Below are 18,490 nucleotides of genomic sequence, written 5' to 3'. Positions count from 1 at the left end.
TCTATCCCACCGGCAACGCCGGCATTTCTCCGGTGCTGCGCCCGCTGTTCGGGCTGACCCGTTCGATGGTGTGGCGCAGTTCGCGACCCAGCACCACTCGCGCGTCTTTCGCCCAGGCCTTGAGGCGATCGTCGAAGACCAGCTTGCTGTTCTCGTCGGCCCACACCAGCTTCAGTTCGCGCAGCTTCTGGATGAAGCCGCGGAACAGGCCCTTGTCGAAGAACTCCGGCGCGGCCGGCGCGTACAGCAGCGACAGCCGTTGCGCCGCGAGTTGGCAGAGGCTTTCCAGTTCGCCGGCGCCGAGGGTGCCGGGGCCGTTCTTCACCAGCACCGAAATGGCGATGTAGTAACGCTCGAACGCCTGCTGCATCGCATGCCCGATCGCGCGCAGGCGGAACACCTCATCGGTCTGGCCGACGTTGCGGGCAAGGATGCCGCCGTCCTCGTCGCTGACCTGCTGCAGCAGGCCTTCGCGCACCAGGATGTCGATGGTGCGGTCGATGCGCTCGGCGAAGCCGTCCTCGGTCCACGGCAGGAACAGCTCCGCCTGCAGGAACGGATATAGCGTGCGGCCCAGCCGCTGCAGCTGCGCGCGCGACATCCGCCGGTTGTTGAGGAAGCACACCGCGATCCACGCCGGCGCGGTGAACAGGTGCAGCACGTTGTTGCGGAAGTAGCTCAGCAGCACCGCGTTCTCGTCGTCCACGCTGAGCACGTCGCCGAGCGGATGCGCGGTGCGGATCAGGGTGCCGATTTCCTCGCCGTGGGCGACGATCTGGGTTGGCGTGTGCGGGGTCACGGTGACGTGCGGCGCGTACGGCACCTCGCGCAGCAGGGTCTGCGACAGCGCGATCTGGGCGAGCAGGTCGGCTTCGCCCATCGCGTGCTTGGGCGTGGACAGCAGCGCCAGCGCCAGCAGGTTGATCGGATTGACGTCGGCGGCGCGGTTGACGTTGACCTGGATGCGCTGCGCCAGCGCGTCGACGGCGTCGGCCAGCCAGCCCGGCTTCTCGTCTTCCTCGACCGGCTTGCCGTTCCAGTCAGGCGCCTGCTCGGCCAGCAACTCGTCCAGGCGGATGCGCTCGCCGAAGTTCACCACCACCTGGCCGTAGTTGGTCCGCAGCACCTTGGGAATGCCGCCCAGCAACTGCCAGATCGATTCCTTTTCCTTCGGCTTGCCGGTCAGCTCGTCCAGGTAGCTGCGGCCTTCCATCAATTTTTCGTAGCCGATGTAGACCGGCTGGAACAGCACCGGCCGGCTCGGCTGGCGCAGGTAGGCGCGCACCGTCATCGCCAGCGACCCGCCCTTCGGCGGCAGCAGGCGGCCGGTGCGCGAGCGCCCGCCTTCGATGAAGTACTCGATCGAGTAACCGCCGGCGATCAGCTGCGCCATGTATTCGCGGAACACCGCCGCGTACAGCGCATTGCCGCGGAAGCTGCGGCGTGCGAAGAACGCGCCACCCTTGCGCAACAGGGTGCCGACCACCGGCAGGTTGAGGTTGATGCCGGCGAAGATGTGCGGCGGCACCACCCCGTGCGTGTAGAGCAGGTAGCTCAGCAGCAGGTAGTCCATGTGGCTGCGGTGCGATGGCACGTAGACGATTTCGTGGCCCGGCGCTGCGGCCTTGAGTTCGTCCAGGTGCTGCACCAGCACGCCGCGGTAAATCCGGTTCCAGACCCCGGTCAGCAGGAAGCTGGCCGAGCGCACCACCGTGTGCGAATAGTCGGCGGCGATCTCGTAGGCATAGGCGTGCGCTTTCTGCCAGGCGGCGTCGGGCGTGATCTTGTCGCGCCGGGCCTGGTCGGCGATCGCCTCGCGCACCGGTTCGGCGGCCAGCACCTTGTCGACCAGCATGCGCCGGGTCGACAGGTCGGGACCGACCACGACCTCGCGCAGGCGGCGGAAATGCGTGCGCAGCACCCGCGACAGCTTGCGCACGGTGCGTTCGGGCGGCAGGTCCTCGGCGACGATGCCGCGCAGCGACACCGGCGGCGCGAACTGCACCAGGGTGTCGCGACCGTTGAGCAGGATCGCCAGCAGGCGGCGGAAGCGGCCGACGATCGCCCAGTTCTCCGAGAACAGCACGCTGAACCAGCCGCTGCTGCGGTTCGGTGCCTGGCCGACGAAGATCGACACCGGCACCAGCTGCACGTCCAGCGCTGGATTGGCGCGATGCGCCTCCAGCAGCCGTGCCAGCGAACCGGAATGGGTCTTGTGTTCCGGCCCCGGCACCAGCCCCAGCGACAGCAGGGCATTCGCATGCCGCCGCGACAGTGCCACGTAGGACCGCTTGCGGCCCAGCGGATCGCCGGGGATCGGCTGCAGCGGCGAGGGCAGGCCGGCCTCGCGGCAGGAACGCTCGAGGATCAGCGCGTTGGACAGGCCGTAGTCCTCCAGCACGTAGCAGACCGGGCGGCCGTCATCGAACTGCCGGAACTGCTCGGGATCACCGGGCTCGATGTCCAGCTTCAGCCAGGGATCGACGATGCGGCCGAGGATCCGCGCCCACAGCGGCCGCTTGGTCTTGGCCGGGCGCAGTGGCGGAGGCGTGGGCGCGGCGTCGGGCTGGGCGTGTTCGGCGGCATCGGCTGGCGGCGTGGGGTCGATGTCGAGGCTGGCAGTGCCGGGTTCGATGTCTGCCCCGATGCCGGCGGGCGCTTCGTCGGCGACCGGCGCGGGTTCGGTCTCGGATTCGGCCAGGAAGCCGGGAAGCGGCAGCGACGGCAGCGGATCGGCCTCGACGGTGGGCTCGGTATCGCCGCTGTCGATGGCCGGTGCAGCACCCTCCGACGGGGTCTCCGGGGCGGGCGGTGCGTCGAACAGGCTGGCCTGGCTGGGCTGGGGTGGGCGGCTTTCCATCGCGCCCATTATGGCGGAGTGGGTTTTTTACCGCCCGCTTCGGCCGGTTCGGCGGTCAGGCTGGCCTCCGCGCGCTGGACGAAATCGGCCAGGTACCAGCGACCGTCGATGCGCACCGCCGGCACCACCGCGTCGATCTCGCGGCCAGCCAGCGGGTATTGCAGGCGCAGGCGGGCGGTGTCGCCGGTCTGCTGCAGCAGGGTCACCTTCAGCGCACGCAGGCTGGCGTCGATGTCCAGCCCGTATTGCTGGCGCAGTTGCGCGAGCAGGGTGGCCAGGAACGGCGACAACCGCTTCAGGCTGGGCTCCATGCCCAGCGTGGAGAACGCGGCCGGGCCGGCTTTGCCGTCGATCCCGCTGCGCCGCGCGGCAGCGGTCAGCGCAGTGAAGAAGTGTTGTGCCCGCGCCTTCTCCGCGAAGGGTGCCTGCAGGCCCCATCCACTCAGCGCAGCAATGGTTTGGGCGATGTGGGCGCGTTCCTCCTGGGTGTAGTCGCCGTCGTTCTGCACGTACTCGCCGCCGAACACCGCCAGGGTGCGGATCGCCTGGTCGATGTCGCGGTCGGCGCCGGCGAACTGGCGGCGGAACGTCGCCATCCAGGCCTTGTCCGCGCCGGGTGCCTGCAGGCTCGCCAGCATCCCCGGCAGTTTGGCGTCCAGCGGCAGCTCGTCCAGCGGCCAGCGGCTGCGCCCGTCCTTCCAGCCGGCGGCCAGTCGCGCATGTAGCTCGGCAGGGACCGCCAGCCGGGCGAAGCCCGCACCGTCATGGGCCAGCAGCCGGTCGCGCAGCAGGTTGGCGGCATCGACCGGGCGTGTGGCGGCTTCGATCCTGGTCGCCTTGGCCACGCCGATGGCCTGGCCGGTGGTGTCCTTCGTGCGCTCGCACGCGGGCAACAGCACCAGGCCAAGGCTGATGCCAAGCACAAACAGAGGCCGACCGAAGAAAGGTTGCGTCATGGGATGGCCGCGGATGGCGTGGACGGAGTGTCGGCGGCAGCGGCGGCCGTGCGCAAGCGAGCGGCCGATGATCGGGAATGCGCCTGGCCATCGTGCAGGCAAGAAAAAAGGAGGCCCGGGGGCCTCCTTCAAATTCGGCATCCTGCCGAGGACAACAGTTGTGGCATGGCTCCGGTCGAGACCGGATGGATGCAGGCTACCGCTGCCCGACAGTTAATGCAATAGATTAATTGAACTGCTACAAATTATTGATCAATAAGCACATTTCTTGTTGTCGAATGCTTCGAGGCGCTGCGGGTAAGTGGTGGCGAGCAGCTGTCGCCACGCCTGCCATCCCGCCTTGGCATCCGCTTCGTCCACGGTCTTGTCCACGCGGAGGTAGTGCAGGCCCACATAGTCGATGCCGGCATCGCGCAGCGCGGCCTGCATGTTGTCGATGTTCTTGCGGCCGTCGTCCACCAGCACCACGCGGTCGTAGCGCAGGCCAAGCCGGCGCAGCAGGTCCAGCAGCACCAGGCCCTTGTCCTGGCCAGTGGTCATGAACAGCCCCTGGTCGTAGACCACGCGGGACATCCTGGCGCCGTCCGCCTTGCGGAAATCCCAGCTGATGCCATTGGCCGCATTCGGCAGCGCGGGCGGCAGCGCGTAGCCGGCATCGTCCAGCGTCCGCAGGGTGCCGCCGCGGGACAGCGGATTGCGCGAGGTCAGCAGCATCCGGTCCCCTTGCAGGGCATTCACCAGGGCGGGACCATCCGGCTGGGTCGGGCGCTGGCTTCCTGTTTCGTAGTTGAGCGAGATGATGTCGAACAGGCAGGGCAGCTTGGCCGGGTCGTCTTTCGCCAGCCCCTTGTCCTGCCAGTCGTACCAGGCGTCGCTGCCGAAGAACCGGGTCGAGGTCAGCAGCGTGTCGTCGATGTCCAGCACCAGCAGGGTACGGCGCCTGCCGTTTTCCGCCAGCACGGGCGCGATGTCCGACAGATCGCGGCTTGTGCGCACATCCGATTCCACCCCGGCTTGCGGACGCACCCCGTGCCCCGCGCATGCGGCGAGGACGGCGACGAGGACCAACGGCATCAGGCGGCGCATGGCGAACTCCGGGGTTGCGGCAGGCGCCGAGTTTACCCGCGGCCGATGACAGGCTTCACTCGCCCAGCAGGGCGCGGATGTTGGCGAAGCCGGCGCTGCGCCGTTCCGCCTTGTGCGCGGCGTCGGCGACCGGATCGGCACCGTCACGCTGCAGTTCCGCGGCCGGCAGTTCGTCGATGAAGCGGCTGGGCTTGAGCCGCAACTTGTCGCCCCAGCGCTGCGCTTCCTTCGCATGCGACAGCCACAGCTGGTCCTTGGCGCGGGTGATGCCGACGTAGAACAGCCGGCGTTCCTCGTCGATGCGGCCTTCCTCGATGCTGGCCTCGTGCGGCAGGTTGCCGTCTTCAACGCCGATGATGAAGACGAAGCGGAATTCCAGCCCCTTCGCCGCGTGCATCGACATCAGCCGCACCTGGTTGCCGGCATCGCCCTTGTCGGCATGCGAGAGCAAGGCGAGCGCGGCGGCGAGTTCACCGGGGCCGCTGGTCTTCGGGCCATCGAACCAGTCGGCCAGTTCGTCCAGGTTGCGACGGCGCGCCTGGAATTGCGCTTCGTCCTTGCACAGTACGCGCAGCGCGTTGAGCAGGCCGGAGCGTTCGTTGAGCTTGCGGACGAGTTCGGCAGGCGGCAGCGTGCGCGCGTCGATGCGCAGGCCGCGGAGGATGTCGGAAAAGCCCTGCAGCGCATTCGCCGCACGCGCCGGCAACTGCTTGGACAACGTGATCGAATCCGCCGCGCGCGACAGCGGCAGGTGCGCGTGGTTGGCCAGTTCGCCCAGACGCTGCAGCGAGGTCGCACCGACGCCGCGATTCGGCGACTGCACCGCGCGCAGGAACGCGGCGTCATCGTCGGGATTGGCGAGCAGGCGCAACCACGCCAGCGCGTCCTTCACTTCGCCGCGGTCGAGGAAGGCGGTGCCGCCGCTGAGGTGATACGGAATGCGCAGCAGCTGCAGCGATTTTTCCAGCGCACGGCTCTGGAAATTGCCGCGGAACAGGATGCAGAACTCGCTCCACGGCGGCACGCCGTTCGGCGGGGTGTGCTTCTGTGCAACGAACTGGATTTCGCCGGCGACCTTGTCGGCCTCGTGGGCGGCGTCGCGGCATTCCCAGACGCGGATGCGCTCGCCGTCGGCGGCATCGCTCCACAGCGTCTTCGGGTGTTCGTGCGGGTTGTTGGCGATCACCGCATTCGCCGCGCGCAATACGCGATTGCTGCAACGGTAGTTCTGTTCCAGCTTGACGATCTTCAATGCCGGATAGTCGGTGCCGAGCGCCAGCAGGTTGTCGGGATTCGCGCCACGCCACGCATAGATGCTCTGGTCGTCATCGCCCACGCAGGTGAACTGGCCGGCATCGCCCGCGATCGCCTTCAGCAATCGGTACTGCGCGTCGTTGGTGTCCTGGCATTCGTCGACGAGGAGATAACCGATGCGCTCGCGCCAGCCGGCGACCGCATCGGCATCGGTTTCCAGCAACTGCACCGGCAGCCGGATCAGGTCGTCGAAGTCGACCGCGTTGAACGCGGACAGGCGTTGCTGGTAGCGCGCGTAGAGCGCGGCGGCCTCGCGTTCGCGACCGCTGCGCGCGGCCTGGGCGGCCTGTTCCGGCGACAAGCCCGCGTTCTTGGCGCGGCTGATCAATTGCTTCATCGCCTCGATCGCATCGGGCTTGGTCCCGGGCCCGAGCAGGTCCTTCACCTGGCCAGCGGAATCGTCGGCATCGAAGATCGAGAAGCCGCGACGCAATCCCAGCTTGGCGTGGTCGATCTGCAGGATCCGCAGGCCGAGCGCATGGAAGGTGCTGACGGTCAGTTCCTGCGCGGCATCGCCACGGATGCGCTTGGCCACGCGCTCGCGCATCTCGCGCGCCGACTTGTTGGTGAAGGTGATCGCGGCGATGCGTTTCGCCGGATAGCGTCCGCTGTGGATCAGGTGCGCGATCTTCTCGATGATCACCCGGGTCTTGCCGCTGCCGGCGCCGGCGAGTACCAGCAACGGGCCTTCGGTGTGCAAAACGGCTTGTCGCTGCGGGGGGTTCAGGCCATGTAACGCGGGATGCTGCATGGCGCCATTCTCGGGCGCACCCGCTGCCCTCGCCAGCCTTGTGCGCGGGTAAAATCCGTGTCATGGCCAAGCTCTATTTCTATTTTTCGGCGATGAACGCCGGCAAGACCACCACCCTGCTGCAGTCCGCGCACAACTACCGCGAGCGCGGGATGCGGGTGGCGATCCTCACGCCGAAGCTGGATTTCCGCGCCGGGTCGGGAACGGTGGCGTCGCGGATCGGGTTGCAGGCGGAGGGCGTCGCGTTCGAGCGGAATGACGACCTGCAACACATCATCAAGGCCGACATCGCCGCGCACGGGCCGTTGCACTGCGTGCTGGTCGATGAGGCGCAGTTCCTGTCCAAGCCGCAGGTCTGGCAGCTGAGCGAAATGGTGGATGCGTTGCGCATCCCGGTGCTCTGCTATGGCCTGCGCACCGACTTCCGTGGCGAGTTGTTCGAAGGCAGCCAGTACCTGCTGGCCTGGGCCGACGAACTGCAGGAGATCAAGACGATCTGCCACAGCGGCAAGAAGGCGACGATGAACGTGCGCATCGATGCGCAGGGTCGCGCGCTGCAGGACGGTCCGCAGGTGGAGATCGGCGGCAACGAGCGCTACATCTCCGTGAGTCGCGCCGAGTTCAAGAAGGTGATGCGCGGCGAGGGCACGATCGAGCCGCTGCAGACGCCGCTGCCGCTGTAGGCGCGGCCGGAACCCGCTCTTGTGGGAGGGGCTTCAGCCCCGATGCCTTGCTCTGTCGGGGCTGAAGCCCCTCCCACACAAGCCTCCCCTGGCCATCCAGACAGTGGCTCCTACAGGGTGCATGCCTTGCGGATCGCGGCGATCTCGCGCGGGATGGCGCCGCCTTCGGGCAGGACCAGCTGCATCTCGGTGAGTACGGCATCCAGACTGGCGCGTGCCGCGATCGGTTGGGTTTTGCACTCGACCTCCGCGGCATACGCGCGGGCCAGCCACGCGGCCTTGCGCTGTTCGATGTCGCCGCTGCCGGCCTGGCCGTAGGCGGTGAGTTGCAGCAGTGCGTCGGGCGCACCTTCGTTGGCGCGCAGCCGGGCCAGCGAGATTTCTGCGCGGCGGGTGTGCGAATGGTCGGGTCCGTAGCCGGCCAGGGTCAGTCGCACCGCCTGCTGCAAGCGCGTGCGCGCGGCCTCTTTTTCGCCCAGCGCGGCCAGGATCTCGCCCAGCAAGTGGTCGCTGTCGCCTACCAGTTCGTGGCTGTCGCCGAACTGTTTCGCCCGCAGCGCGCGCGCTTCGCGCACCGCCGGCAAGGCCTCGCTGTCGCGCCCGGCGCTGTGCAGGATCATCGCCAGGTTGAACACGCCGTAGGAGGTCATGCCCTCGTTGCGTCCGGTCTTCCAGCCCGCTACCGCCTGTCGCTGGAGGTCCAGTGCGCGGTCGATGTCGCCGCGTTCCCAGGCCACGATCGCCAGGCTGTTGTAGGCGCGCGCCAGATCCGGATGGTTGCGGTCCAGGCGCGTGCGCATCCAGCCGAAGGTCTGCAGGAAGATCGACTCGGCCTGGCTGAAGCGACCCAGGTCCACGTACAGCGCGGCCAGCTGGCGGTTGGCGTCCACGCTGGCGCGATGGTCGCGGCCGTGCAGGTCTTCGGCCAGCGCCTGCGACTCGCGGCAGTGACGCACGGCATCGTCCAGCTGGTCGGTCGCGCGATCGAGCGCGCACAGGCTGCGCAGCATGTCGATCACCAGCGGGTGGCGGTCGCCGACCTTGCGTCGCAGGTCCGCCAGTGCATCGGCCAGGATCGGCACTGCGGCTTCCGGTGCGCCATCGGCTGCGTGCATCTTGGCGATGTCGAGCAGGTTCTCGGCCACCCCCACGTTGTCGCCTTCCTTGCGGCGCAGTTGCAGCGAGCGCATGTACAGGCGATTGGCCAGCGTGCTCTGGTCGAGTTCCTGATGGCAGCGCCCCTGCTGCGAATAGAACGCGGCGACCTGCGGGGGCAGGCGCTCTTCCTCGCGCCGGGCCGCGTCTTCCATGCGCTGCATCGCCTGCAGGCAACCGGGCAGATTGCCCAGCTGGCGATAGGCATTGCCGCGCAGGGTGGCCGCTTCCAGGCGCAGGCTCACCGGCGCGTCCGGCAGGTTGGCCAGCAATATCTCCTGCTTGTCGAGCAGGGTGTTGGCCTCGCGGTAATCGCCCAGCCCAAGCCGCAGCCGCGCGACCACGCCGTAAAGTTCCGCGCGTGCCTGCGGTTGCCGGACCAGGCTGCGCTCGCCACGGACGATGCCCATGTCCAGCAGCTTGCGCAGGTCGATCGGTTCGCTCGCGGAAGACGTGCCGGCGCTCTCGAACAGGTCGGCTACGAAGCCCTGCATCGCCTGCGCGCGGCCGGCCTCGCGCATCGCCCGCTGGGCCTGCCAGCCGACCACGCCCAGCGCGGTGAACAGCACCGCCAGCACGGCAGTCGCCGCACCGATCGTCCAGCGATGCCGATGCAGATATTTGCGGCTGCGATACGCCATGCCTTCGCCGCGCGCCGACACCGGCCGGCCGCGCAGGTAACTCAGCAGGTCCTGCGACAACGCTTCGGCGGAGACGTATCGCTGCTCCGGACGCTTGCGCAGCGCCTTCAGCACGATGTTGTCGAGGTCGCCGGACAGCGCGCGCGCCAGCCGTGGCGGCGTGTACGGGCGGATGCAGGCTTCGCTCGCCCGCGCGGCCACCTGCGACGGCTTCAGCGGCTCGCCATCCAGGATCGCCTCTTCCCACTCGGCGTCGGTCTGCCGCTTCAGCCGATACGGCTTGCTGCCGGTCAGCAGCTCGTACAACACCACCCCGAGCGAATACACATCGGTCATGGTGGTGACCGGCTCGCCGCGGATCTGTTCGGGCGCGGCGTAGTGCAGGGTGAAGGTGCGCACGCCGGTGCGAGTCTGCTCGACCGGCAGCGGATCGACATCGAGCAATTTGGCGATACCGAAATCGAGCAGGCGTACGTGACCCGCGGGGGTGACCAGGATGTTCGACGGCTTGAGGTCGCGATGCACGATCAGGTTCGCGTGCGCGTGGCTGACTGCTTCGCAGACCTGGCGGAAAAGATCCAGCCGCGCGGCGATATCCAGCTGGCGGGTGCGGCAGTAGTCGGTGAGCGGTTCGCCCTCCACGTACTCCAGCGCCAGGTACGGTTGCCCGTCCTTGTCGATGCCGGCATCCAGCAGCCGCGCGATGTGCGGGTGGGCGAAACGGGCGAGGATTTCGCGCTCGCGATCGAAGCGCTGGCGCAGCCGGGGGTCGGCCAAGCCGGGGCGCAGCAGCTTCAGCGCGACCTTGCGTTCGTACAGGCCGTCGGCGCGCGCGGACAGCCAGACCTGGCCCATGCCGCCCTCGCCGATCAGCCGGTCCAGCCGGTACGGGCCGATGCGTGCGCCGGGACGCGCGCCGGTGGGCAGCTCTACCACCGGCTCGCTGAGGAAGTCTTCGTCGTCCGCTTCCATGGCGAGCAAGCCCGCCAGTTCGTCGGCCAGCGCGGCATCCTCGCGGCGCAGGGCGGCCAGGTGTTCGCTGCGTTGTTCCGGCGTCAACTCGAGCAGGGCATCGAGCAGCGGCGAAAGGCGTTGCCAGCGTTCGGCGTCCATCGCGCAGCACCGATGCCCGGTCCCGCCCTCAGGCGGCGGGCATGTCCCGCAGGGAGGCAAGCAGGAACATCCGCGCCTTCTGCCAGTCGCGGCGCACGCTGCGCTCGGAACGCTTCAGCAGCGCGGCGATTTCCAGTTCGGACAGGCCGGCGAAATAGCGCAGTTCGACCACGTGGGTCAGCCGCGGATCGACCGAGGTCAGCCGGGTCAACGCGGTGTCCAGCGCCAGCATGTCATCGTCAAGGCGCAGTCCCCCCTCGATGTCCTCGGGCAGGTCGGTGACCCGGTGCAGGTCGCCACCACGCTTCTGTGCCAGCCGCTGGCGCGCGTAATCGACCACCACCGAGCGCATCGCCGATGCCGCATAAGCGAAGAAATGCGCGCGGTCGTCGAACTGCGCTGCGCCGGTGCCGCGGCCGATCAGCTTCAGGTAGGCCTCGTGCACCAGCGACGTGGCATCCAGGGTGTGGCCCTGCTGGCCGGCCAGTTGCCGGCGCGCCATCGTGTGCAGTTCCTGGTACAGGGTAGCGAGCACGCGATCCAGCGCGCCGCGGTCGCCATCGCGCGCGGCATCGAGCAGGACGGTGATCTCACCGGCTTCGGTCATTGCGGCAACAGGGGCACTCGGGGGAGCCGGCACTATAACCAAAGGACGATGATGCGCGGGCATGGCCGGGGCGCTCAGCGCTGGCAGTGCCCGCACCAGACCGAGGCGCGCTGGCCGATCATCGCCTGCTTGAGCGGCCGCCCGCAGCGTCGGCACGGCTCACCTCCACGTCCGTACACGGACAGCTCCTGCTCGAAATAACCGGGTGCGCCGTCCGGGCTGATGAAGTCGCGCAGGGTGGTGCCGCCGCGGGCGATGGCATGCGCCAGGATCGCCTTCACGGCGTCGGCGAGTGCCGCATAGCGCTCGCGCGAAACCTTGCCGGCGGCGCGCAGCGGCGAGATGCCGGCCATGAACAAGGCTTCCGCCGCGTAGATGTTGCCCACCCCGACCACCACCGCCTGATCCATGAGAAATACCTTCACCGGCGCGCTGCGGCCGCGGCTCAATGCGAACAGCAAGTCGCCATCGAAGTCGTCCGACAACGGCTCCGGGCCGAGCCCCGCCAGCAACGGATGCAGCTCGCCCGGCGACTGCCAGAGCAGGCAACCGAATCGGCGGGGGTCGTTGAAGCGCAGCACGCGGTCGTAGTCCAGGACGATATCGACATGATCGTGCGCACGCACCGGCGTGTCCGACGGCAACACCCGCAAGCTGCCGGACATGCCCAAGTGCAGCAGCGCGCTGCCGGCATCGGTATCGAGCAACAGGTATTTGGCGCGACGACGGATCGCGTCGATGCGTTGCCCGGGCAGCAGGTCTTCGACCGCGTGCGGGATCGGCCAGCGCAGGTCGGGCCGGCGCAGCAGCACATGCTCCACGGAGCGGCCGGCGACATGCGGCAGCAGGCCGCGGCGGGTGGTCTCGACTTCGGGTAGTTCAGGCATGGATCGGCCAGCGGGGCGATGTGCATAGACTATGCGCCACGCCCCCGGATGCCGCCTGCATGTCCCTGACCCTTCGCAACCTGATCGTCGCACTCGGATTGAGCATCGCCATGTGCGCGATGCCGTTGCCAGCAGCCGAACCTGCCAAGGCCGCCAGCGCCGGGCCGAAGAAGGGCGACGTGCCGCCCGCCTTGCTCGGCAAGGACCGCAAGGGCGACCTGGTCGACCTGGCGCAATACCGTGGCAAGGTGGTGGTGGTGTCGTTCTGGGCCTCGTGGTGCGGACCCTGCCTCAAGGAACTGCCGCAGCTCGACTTGCTGCAGAAACATGCCGGCGACAAGCTGTTGAAAGTCATCGCGGTCAATGTCGAAGACAGCAACGACGACTACCGGATGATGATGCGGCAGATGAAGGGCTTCACCATCACCATGACCCGCGACCGCGACGGCAAGATCGCCGCGGGTTACGACATCCGTGCCTATCCCAATCTGTGGATCATCGGCCTGGACGGCAAGATCGCCGCCAACCACCGCGGCTACGGCGAGGACTCGCTGGAGCGGATCATCGACGACATCAACCGGGTGCTGCGCGAGCAGGCCGCGCTGGCACCGTCCGCCATTGCTGGCTGAGGCTGCGAGTCAGCCATCGCATGGCATGATGCACACGTGTCCTTCCGGCACATTCCCTGAGCCAGCGATGCCCGCGTCCGTCCTCGAATTCCTCTCCGGTGGCCTGTTGCAGTTCGGTTGGTGGGCCATGCTCGCCTACCTGCTTGTGGTCACCCAGATCACCATCTTCACGGTCACCCTGTACCTGCATCGCAGCCAGGCGCACCGCGGTGTCGATTTCCATCCGGTCATCGCCCACTTCTTCCGGTTCTGGAGCTGGCTGACCACGTCGATGATCACCCGCGAGTGGGCGGCGATCCATCGCAAGCACCACGCCAAGTGCGAGACCGAAGAGGATCCCCATAGCCCGATGCACAAGGGCATCGGCAACGTGCTGTGGAAGGGCGCGGACATGTACCGCGAGTCGCGCCTGGACCGCGCCAGCATCGAGCAGTACGGCAAGGGCTGCCCGGACGACTGGATCGAGCGCAATCTCTACACCCGCCACGCGACGCTCGGCGTGGTCCTGTTGCTGGTGGCGAGCTTCGTGCTGTTCGGTGCCAAGGGCGTGGCCGCGTGGGCGATCCAGATGGCGTGGATCCCGTTCTGGGCCGCCGGTGTGATCAACGGCCTGGGCCACTGGTGGGCTACCGCAACTTCGAGACCACCGACACCGCGACCAACCTCACTCCGTGGGCGTTCTGGGTGGGCGGCGAGGAGCTGCACAACAACCACCATGCATTCCCGTCGTCGGCCAAGTTCGCCCTGCGGAAGTGGGAGTTCGACATCGGTTGGGCTGCGATCAAGCTGCTGGAATCGGTGCGCCTGGCCAAGGTGCTGCGTGTCGCGCCGAGCCTGGACATTCGCCCGAACATCGCGATGCCGGACACCGAAACCGTCCGGGCGCTGCTGGCCTGCCGCTTCCAGGCAATGACCGACTACCAGCGCAAGGTACTGATGCCGGCATTGCGCGAGGAAGCCGCGATCCGCGGCGCCAAACTGCGCGCGATGCTGCCGCGGCAACTGCGCAAGGGCATCGTCGACGACGGCCGCTGGCTGTCGCCGGAATCGCGCGAGCAGCTGGATCGCTGGGTCGCCGAGCGCCCGCGCATCCAGTCGCTGATCGAACACCGCAAGCGCCTGGCCGACGTGCTGGAAAGCCGCGGCCACGACGCCAGCGAACGCCTCAAGCGCCTGCAGGCCTGGTGCGCCGATGCCGAAGCCAGCGGCGTGCGCGCGCTGCAGGAGTATTCCGCGCGGCTGAAGGGCTACGCGTTGCTGCCTGCGTGATGACGCGCGTTGCCTTTCTTTTGCTGTCTTGCGCGTTGCCGATGCTGGCCAACGCGCAGGTGCAACGCACCGGCGACTACCTGTCGAAGATGGATGCGAACGGCGACGGCAAGGTCTCGCTGGTCGAATACCAGGACTGGCTGACCTACGCCTTCGACGGCATGGACCGTGATCGCGACGGCGTGCTCTCACCGTCCGAGCAACCCGGCGGCAAGGGCCAGCCCCTTACCCGCGAACAACACCGCACGCGCCTTGCGGAACGCTTCCGCAAGCAGGACGCGAATCGCGATGGCTATCTCAGTGCGCGGGAGTTGGCAGCACCGCCGCAGTAGCAGGGAATATTCCTCGGGCGCGCGAGCGCATCAGAGGATCTTGTTTCCCTTCATCCAACCCAGAGCATCGTCCATCCAGCGATCGGTGTCCTTGCCCTGTTTGCTGACGCCGAATGCGTGGCCGCCGGTTTCGTAGAGGTAGAGCGTCACGTCCACGCCGGCCTTCTTCAGCTCCCTCGCGTAGACCTCGGAGTAATGCACGGGATCGACGGTGTCGTCCTTGGCATGGATGAGCAGGGTGGGCGGTATCCGCGCCGAGATGACGATGTCGGTATTCAATTCCCGTGCGGCAACGTCCTTTGGCGTCTTGTTCTTGTGTTCCATCGTCATGTGCCCGGGGTAGACGGGGATCGCGAAGTCGGGGCGGCTGCTCGCTTGGTCGATCTCGTCGATCGGTGCGTAGGCCCGGATGCCGAATCGTGTGCTGGTCAGCACCGCCAGGTTGCCGCCGGCGGAGAAGCCCATGACGCCGATCCTGCCGGGATCGACGCCGTATGCCGCCGCATGGTGGCGAACCAGGGAGATTGCCCGTTGCGCATCCTGCAGGGCCATCGGCACATCGGGTTGCTCGTGCCTGCGCGTGTCGCGATTCCAGTTGCAGGCGGTGTTGGGCACCCGATACTTCACGAGGATGCAGGTGACGCCCGCGTCGGTCAGCCATTTGCATGCATCGGCACCATCGCGGCCTAGCGTGCTGTGTTCGCCGATGGCCAGTGCCTTGAAACCGCCGCCCGGGAATACCAGCACGGCGGCTCCCGAAGAACGGACGCCAGGCGAATAAAGCAGCAGCGACGGTTGCGTCACCGCGTGTTCCTTGCCCGTGAGTCGCTGCATGCCTTCCTGCAACACGCGCGAGCCTTCCGGCCACAACGGAATTTCTCGTGGTACTGCAGGGTGCGAAGGCGCACGGGGAACGCGTTGCGAATGCGATAGGCGGTCGACCACGTTTGTTGGTTGTTCGCGGCAGGCCGTGAGCAACACCGACGCAGTGATCGTCAGGAAAACAAGGATCTGCGAAGGGCGAACGAGAAGTGGCATCTGCGACCTCGTTTTCGTCAATCCAGCTGCTGCATCTTGGCAGGATTCCCATTGAGCAACCTTCCCGCCACGGTATGCCGGACCAACAACTGATAACTCGCCAACGACACCGCAAACGTCACCAGCACCGCAACCGCGAACTTCGCAGCCCAATGCAGTTGCACATCCAGCAGCCGGTACTGGATCGCGAACAGCAGCGGCAGGTGGACGAGGTAGGTCCAGTACGAAGCATCGGCGAGCCAACGCATCGTGGCGTTGCGTTGCTGCAACCAGCGCTTGCCAGCGAGCATGCACCACAGCGTCATCCACAAGCCGGCATACGCTTCCAGCGCGGCATGCATGGCGTGTCGAAACGTCGTGGGGCGAGTGAGCGCGAAACCATCGGTCAACCGGAACAACACGGCATAGGCCATCGCTGCGCCGATCAGTAAAAGCCAAGAAAACGGGCGCATGTGATCGAGCATGCGCGGTTGCTGGAACATTTGGCAACCCAGCGCGAAATACAGTCCGAAGAACGCCATCGCCCACAGCGACGGCAGCACGAATTCCGGCGCGGGCCATGGCGCGGTGGTGCCGGCCAAGGCGACCCCCAGCGGCAACGGAAACAGCAGGACCAATGCAAGCGGCGAAAGCGTTGCGATGCGTTCGCCGAGGCGTCGCAGTCCGAGTGCGGACGCAACCCACACCAGCACGGTGAACAGCAGCAGGTAGAACAGGAACCACAAATGCGCCCAACCCGGCAGCGATGGGAGCGCACCATGTTGTTCGATCCAATCACGCATCCACACCAAGGCGGGCGAGGGATGGGCGACGTTGGCGACGGCCTGCATCGTCAGCCAATGCATGCTGATCAGCACCAGCGGCAGGAACAGCAGCAGCGGCAGCAATACGCGCACGCCGCGGTTGCGGAACAGGCCGGCCATCCCGCGACGTGCAACCAGCAAGGCAGCGAAGAAGCCCGCGACCACGAAGAACAGCGGCATCCGGAACAGGTGCAGGAACCACGCGACGACATCGACCAGGATCGAGTGGCCCGCATCGGCGAGCGGCCAGATCGGATGCATCAACGGGCTGTAGGCGAGCGCCGCATGGAACACCACGCCGGCGAGCATCGCCAGCGCGCGCAGGTTGTCCATGTGGTGGATGCGGTCGCCGGTCTGCATCGCATTGCGCTCAGAGGAACGAGGTCTTGCGTGCATGCACCACGCCGGCGATCAGGATCGCGATGGCGATTACCGCCAGTTCGCCGCCGATCAGGCCCAGCACCTGCCGACTCCAGACGATGGCATCGCCCTGCAGGTGTTCGCGGATGCCCGGCATCCAGGTGACCCAATACAGGAAGGGGCCGATCAGGGTCATCAGCGCCAGCATCGCGAACACGTTCCAGCCTTCGGAATCCACCGCGATCACCACGCACAGCGAGACGCAGAATTGGGCCAGCATGAACAGCGCCACCACGACCACCCACGGCACCGCACCGTCCGGCCGCGGCGTGGTCAGCAGCAGCGCCAACAAACCGCCGGTGACCAGCAGGAACGGCACCAGGAAGATCACCAGGTTGGCCAGCAGCTTGCCCCAGAACACGTCCATCGGCGTCACCGGCAGGCTCATGACGAAGGGCTGGGTCTGCTCCTTGCGTTCGAGCATCACGGAGGACTGGATGGCATAGGAACCGACCACCAGCAGCAGCACCAGCAACAGCAGCGCACCGGCAGCGGCCAGCAACGGCGTGCCCATGCCCACCAGCCCCAGGGCGAGCAGCAGGCCGGCGACGAAGCCGGCGAGTTGCTTCTGGTAGACCTGCCAATCCTTGACGATCAGCTTGCCGACCATCGCGGCATCGGATGCAAACCAGTTTGTACCGAACCCGTTCATGCGTTGTGGCTCCCGCGCACGGTGGTGACGAAGATGTCTTCCAGCGGCATCGGTTCCTCCGATTCCACCGAAAGTCCCAGCGCCTGCAAGGCAGGCAACGTCGAATCGTCGAACGCGCCGGTCTTGAGTTCGACCATCGGCGCGCTGTCGCGGATCGATGCCATGCCGGGCAGCATGCGGAGCGCGTCCGTCACCGCGCCGCGGCAGACGATGCGTCGCCAGTTGTCGAGGAAGGTTTCCTTATCGCGCGAGGCGATGACCTTGCCGGCGTGCAGGAAGGTGATCGAATCGGCGATCTGCTCGATGTCGGCGGTGTTGTGCGAGGAAAACAGGATCGAGCGTTCCTCGTCGCGCAGTACCTCGGCGATGGCGTCCAGCACTTCGCCACGCGCGACCGGATCGAGTCCGGTGGTCGGCTCATCGAGCAGCAACAGCCGCGGGTGACGGGCGAAGATCAGCAGCAGCAGCGCTTTCACCCGTTGCCCGTGCGAGAACCCGCGCAGCGCCTGCTGCGGGCGCAGGTCGAAGCGCTTGAGCAGGGTCTGTGCATACGGCTCGTCCCACTCCGGATACACGCTGCGGATGAAATCCATGTGCCAGCGCAGGGTCTGCCCGCGGTACAGGCGCATGTCGTCGGAGGCGTAGCCGATCTGCCGCTTCACCGCGACCTGCGCCTGGGGCAGGCGTTGGCCGAGCACCTCGACCTCGCCGCCGTCGGCACGGACAAGTCCCATCAGCATGCGCAGCAAGCTGGACTTGCCGGCGCCATTGACGCCGACCAGGCCCATCACCTGGCCACGCGGCAACGTGAGGTCGATGTCGTGCAGGGCGAAGTCGTCGTAGCGTTTGCGCACGCCGGTCAGCGCGATGGCGGGAGTCATGCCGGTGTTCCCTTGTCGGTCGAAGTGGTGATGGATTGCGATGTGTCGAAGGCTTCGCCGACGCGGTCGAGAAGATCGTCGCGGCCCAGTCCGAGTTTTCCGGCCGCGTCCAGCAGCCCCTGCAGTTGTGAGTCGAATTCCGCGGTGGCCAGACCGCGGGTGGCATCCAGCGCATCGGCGACGAACGAACCCTTGCCGTGGCGGGTGACGATCACGCCCGAGCGTTCCAGCTCCAGGTAGGCGCGCTTCACCGTGATCACGCTGACCTGGCAGCTGGCGGCCAGTTCGCGGATCGACGGCAACGGATTGCCGGCCTGCCACGCACCGGACATCACCTTGGCGATGATCTGCTCCACGATCTGCGCGTACATCGGCACGCTGGAATGCGGGGAGAGGAGCAATTCGCTGCGCAT

General features: G+C 67.1%; 15 protein-coding genes and 1 pseudogene. 4 read left to right on the top strand and 12 right to left on the bottom strand.

Translation table 11 applies throughout. From position 1 onward, the window contains the following. Position 1: 1 nt before the first annotated feature. The 4 genes from plsB to H9L16_RS04755 all read right to left on the bottom strand — a co-directional run bounded on the left by plsB (position 2) and on the right by H9L16_RS04755 (position 6,967). Positions 2-2,860 carry a glycerol-3-phosphate 1-O-acyltransferase PlsB gene (plsB, locus tag H9L16_RS04770; protein ID WP_229796545.1) on the bottom strand — a complete coding sequence of 953 codons (2,859 nt, stop codon included), beginning with the start codon at positions 2,858-2,860 and terminating at the stop codon, positions 2-4. An 8-nt stretch (positions 2,861-2,868) separates the two neighbouring features. Beyond that, positions 2,869-3,783: a hypothetical protein gene (locus H9L16_RS04765; protein WP_187553414.1), complete on the bottom strand. Its 915-nt coding sequence runs from the start codon at positions 3,781-3,783 to the stop codon at positions 2,869-2,871. Between the two features lie 285 nt (positions 3,784-4,068). Further along, a complete protein-coding gene (locus H9L16_RS04760; protein WP_187553413.1) occupies positions 4,069-4,902 on the bottom strand; it encodes a DUF2608 domain-containing protein in 834 nt (277 codons plus the stop codon). 55 nt (positions 4,903-4,957) lie between these two features. Further along, complete coding sequence (locus H9L16_RS04755) at positions 4,958-6,967, bottom strand: UvrD-helicase domain-containing protein (protein WP_187553412.1); 2,010 nt, start codon at positions 6,965-6,967, stop codon at positions 4,958-4,960. Positions 6,968-7,029: 62 nt separating this feature from the next. Here H9L16_RS04755 and H9L16_RS04750 point away from each other — a divergent pair, with 62 nt between their 5' ends. Further along, the gene (locus H9L16_RS04750) at positions 7,030-7,650 is read left to right on the top strand and encodes a thymidine kinase (RefSeq protein ID WP_187553411.1); all 621 of its coding nucleotides are present in this window, start codon (positions 7,030-7,032) and stop codon (positions 7,648-7,650) included. Positions 7,651-7,760: 110 nt separating this feature from the next. Here H9L16_RS04750 and H9L16_RS04745 read toward each other — a convergent pair whose 3' ends face one another. The 3 genes from H9L16_RS04745 to mutM all read right to left on the bottom strand — a co-directional run bounded on the left by H9L16_RS04745 (position 7,761) and on the right by mutM (position 12,053). Then, complete coding sequence (locus H9L16_RS04745) at positions 7,761-10,559, bottom strand: serine/threonine-protein kinase (protein ID WP_187553410.1); 2,799 nt, start codon at positions 10,557-10,559, stop codon at positions 7,761-7,763. Positions 10,560-10,587: 28 nt separating this feature from the next. Beyond that, positions 10,588-11,166, bottom strand: coding sequence for an ECF-type sigma factor (locus H9L16_RS04740; protein WP_187553409.1), 579 nt, complete (start codon positions 11,164-11,166; stop codon positions 10,588-10,590). Positions 11,167-11,240: 74 nt separating this feature from the next. Continuing rightward, complete coding sequence (mutM, locus tag H9L16_RS04735) at positions 11,241-12,053, bottom strand: bifunctional DNA-formamidopyrimidine glycosylase/DNA-(apurinic or apyrimidinic site) lyase (protein ID WP_187553408.1); 813 nt, start codon at positions 12,051-12,053, stop codon at positions 11,241-11,243. 59 nt (positions 12,054-12,112) lie between these two features. Here mutM and H9L16_RS04730 point away from each other — a divergent pair, with 59 nt between their 5' ends. From H9L16_RS04730 to H9L16_RS04720, 3 genes and pseudogenes are all read left to right on the top strand, one after another. Next, complete coding sequence (locus H9L16_RS04730) at positions 12,113-12,682, top strand: TlpA family protein disulfide reductase (RefSeq protein WP_187553407.1); 570 nt, start codon at positions 12,113-12,115, stop codon at positions 12,680-12,682. Between the two features lie 67 nt (positions 12,683-12,749). Beyond that, positions 12,750-13,951, top strand: a pseudogene (locus H9L16_RS04725) (DesA family fatty acid desaturase). Then, positions 13,951-14,283 (top strand): EF-hand domain-containing protein, encoded by a 333-nt coding sequence (locus tag H9L16_RS04720; RefSeq protein ID WP_187553406.1) that lies wholly within the window; start codon positions 13,951-13,953, stop codon positions 14,281-14,283. Before H9L16_RS04725 ends, H9L16_RS04720 begins: the two are co-directional and overlap by 1 nt. A gap of 30 nt (positions 14,284-14,313) precedes the next feature. Here H9L16_RS04720 and H9L16_RS04715 read toward each other — a convergent pair whose 3' ends face one another. From H9L16_RS04715 to H9L16_RS04695, 5 genes are all read right to left on the bottom strand, one after another. Continuing rightward, positions 14,314-15,117, bottom strand: a complete 804-nt coding sequence (locus H9L16_RS04715; RefSeq protein ID WP_187553405.1) for an alpha/beta hydrolase — start codon at positions 15,115-15,117, stop codon at positions 14,314-14,316. Between the two features lie 221 nt (positions 15,118-15,338). Next, complete coding sequence (locus H9L16_RS04710) at positions 15,339-16,484, bottom strand: acyltransferase family protein (protein WP_187553404.1); 1,146 nt, start codon at positions 16,482-16,484, stop codon at positions 15,339-15,341. Positions 16,485-16,494: 10 nt separating this feature from the next. After that, the gene (locus H9L16_RS04705) at positions 16,495-17,196 is read right to left on the bottom strand and encodes an ABC-2 transporter permease (RefSeq protein WP_187553403.1); all 702 of its coding nucleotides are present in this window, start codon (positions 17,194-17,196) and stop codon (positions 16,495-16,497) included. Then, positions 17,193-18,077, bottom strand: coding sequence for an ABC transporter ATP-binding protein (locus tag H9L16_RS04700; RefSeq protein ID WP_187553402.1), 885 nt, complete (start codon positions 18,075-18,077; stop codon positions 17,193-17,195). The genes H9L16_RS04705 and H9L16_RS04700 overlap by 4 nt, the downstream gene beginning before the upstream one ends. Beyond that, complete coding sequence (locus H9L16_RS04695; protein ID WP_223158175.1) at positions 18,074-18,490, bottom strand: GntR family transcriptional regulator; 417 nt, start codon at positions 18,488-18,490, stop codon at positions 18,074-18,076. Before H9L16_RS04695 ends, H9L16_RS04700 begins: the two co-directional genes overlap by 4 nt.

The organism is Thermomonas carbonis (genome assembly GCF_014396975.1).
Classification (GTDB): Bacteria; Pseudomonadota; Gammaproteobacteria; order Xanthomonadales; family Xanthomonadaceae; genus Thermomonas; species Thermomonas carbonis.
Note: the sequence above shows the minus strand (reverse complement) of the source record. Positions and strands in the feature narration are given on the sequence as shown.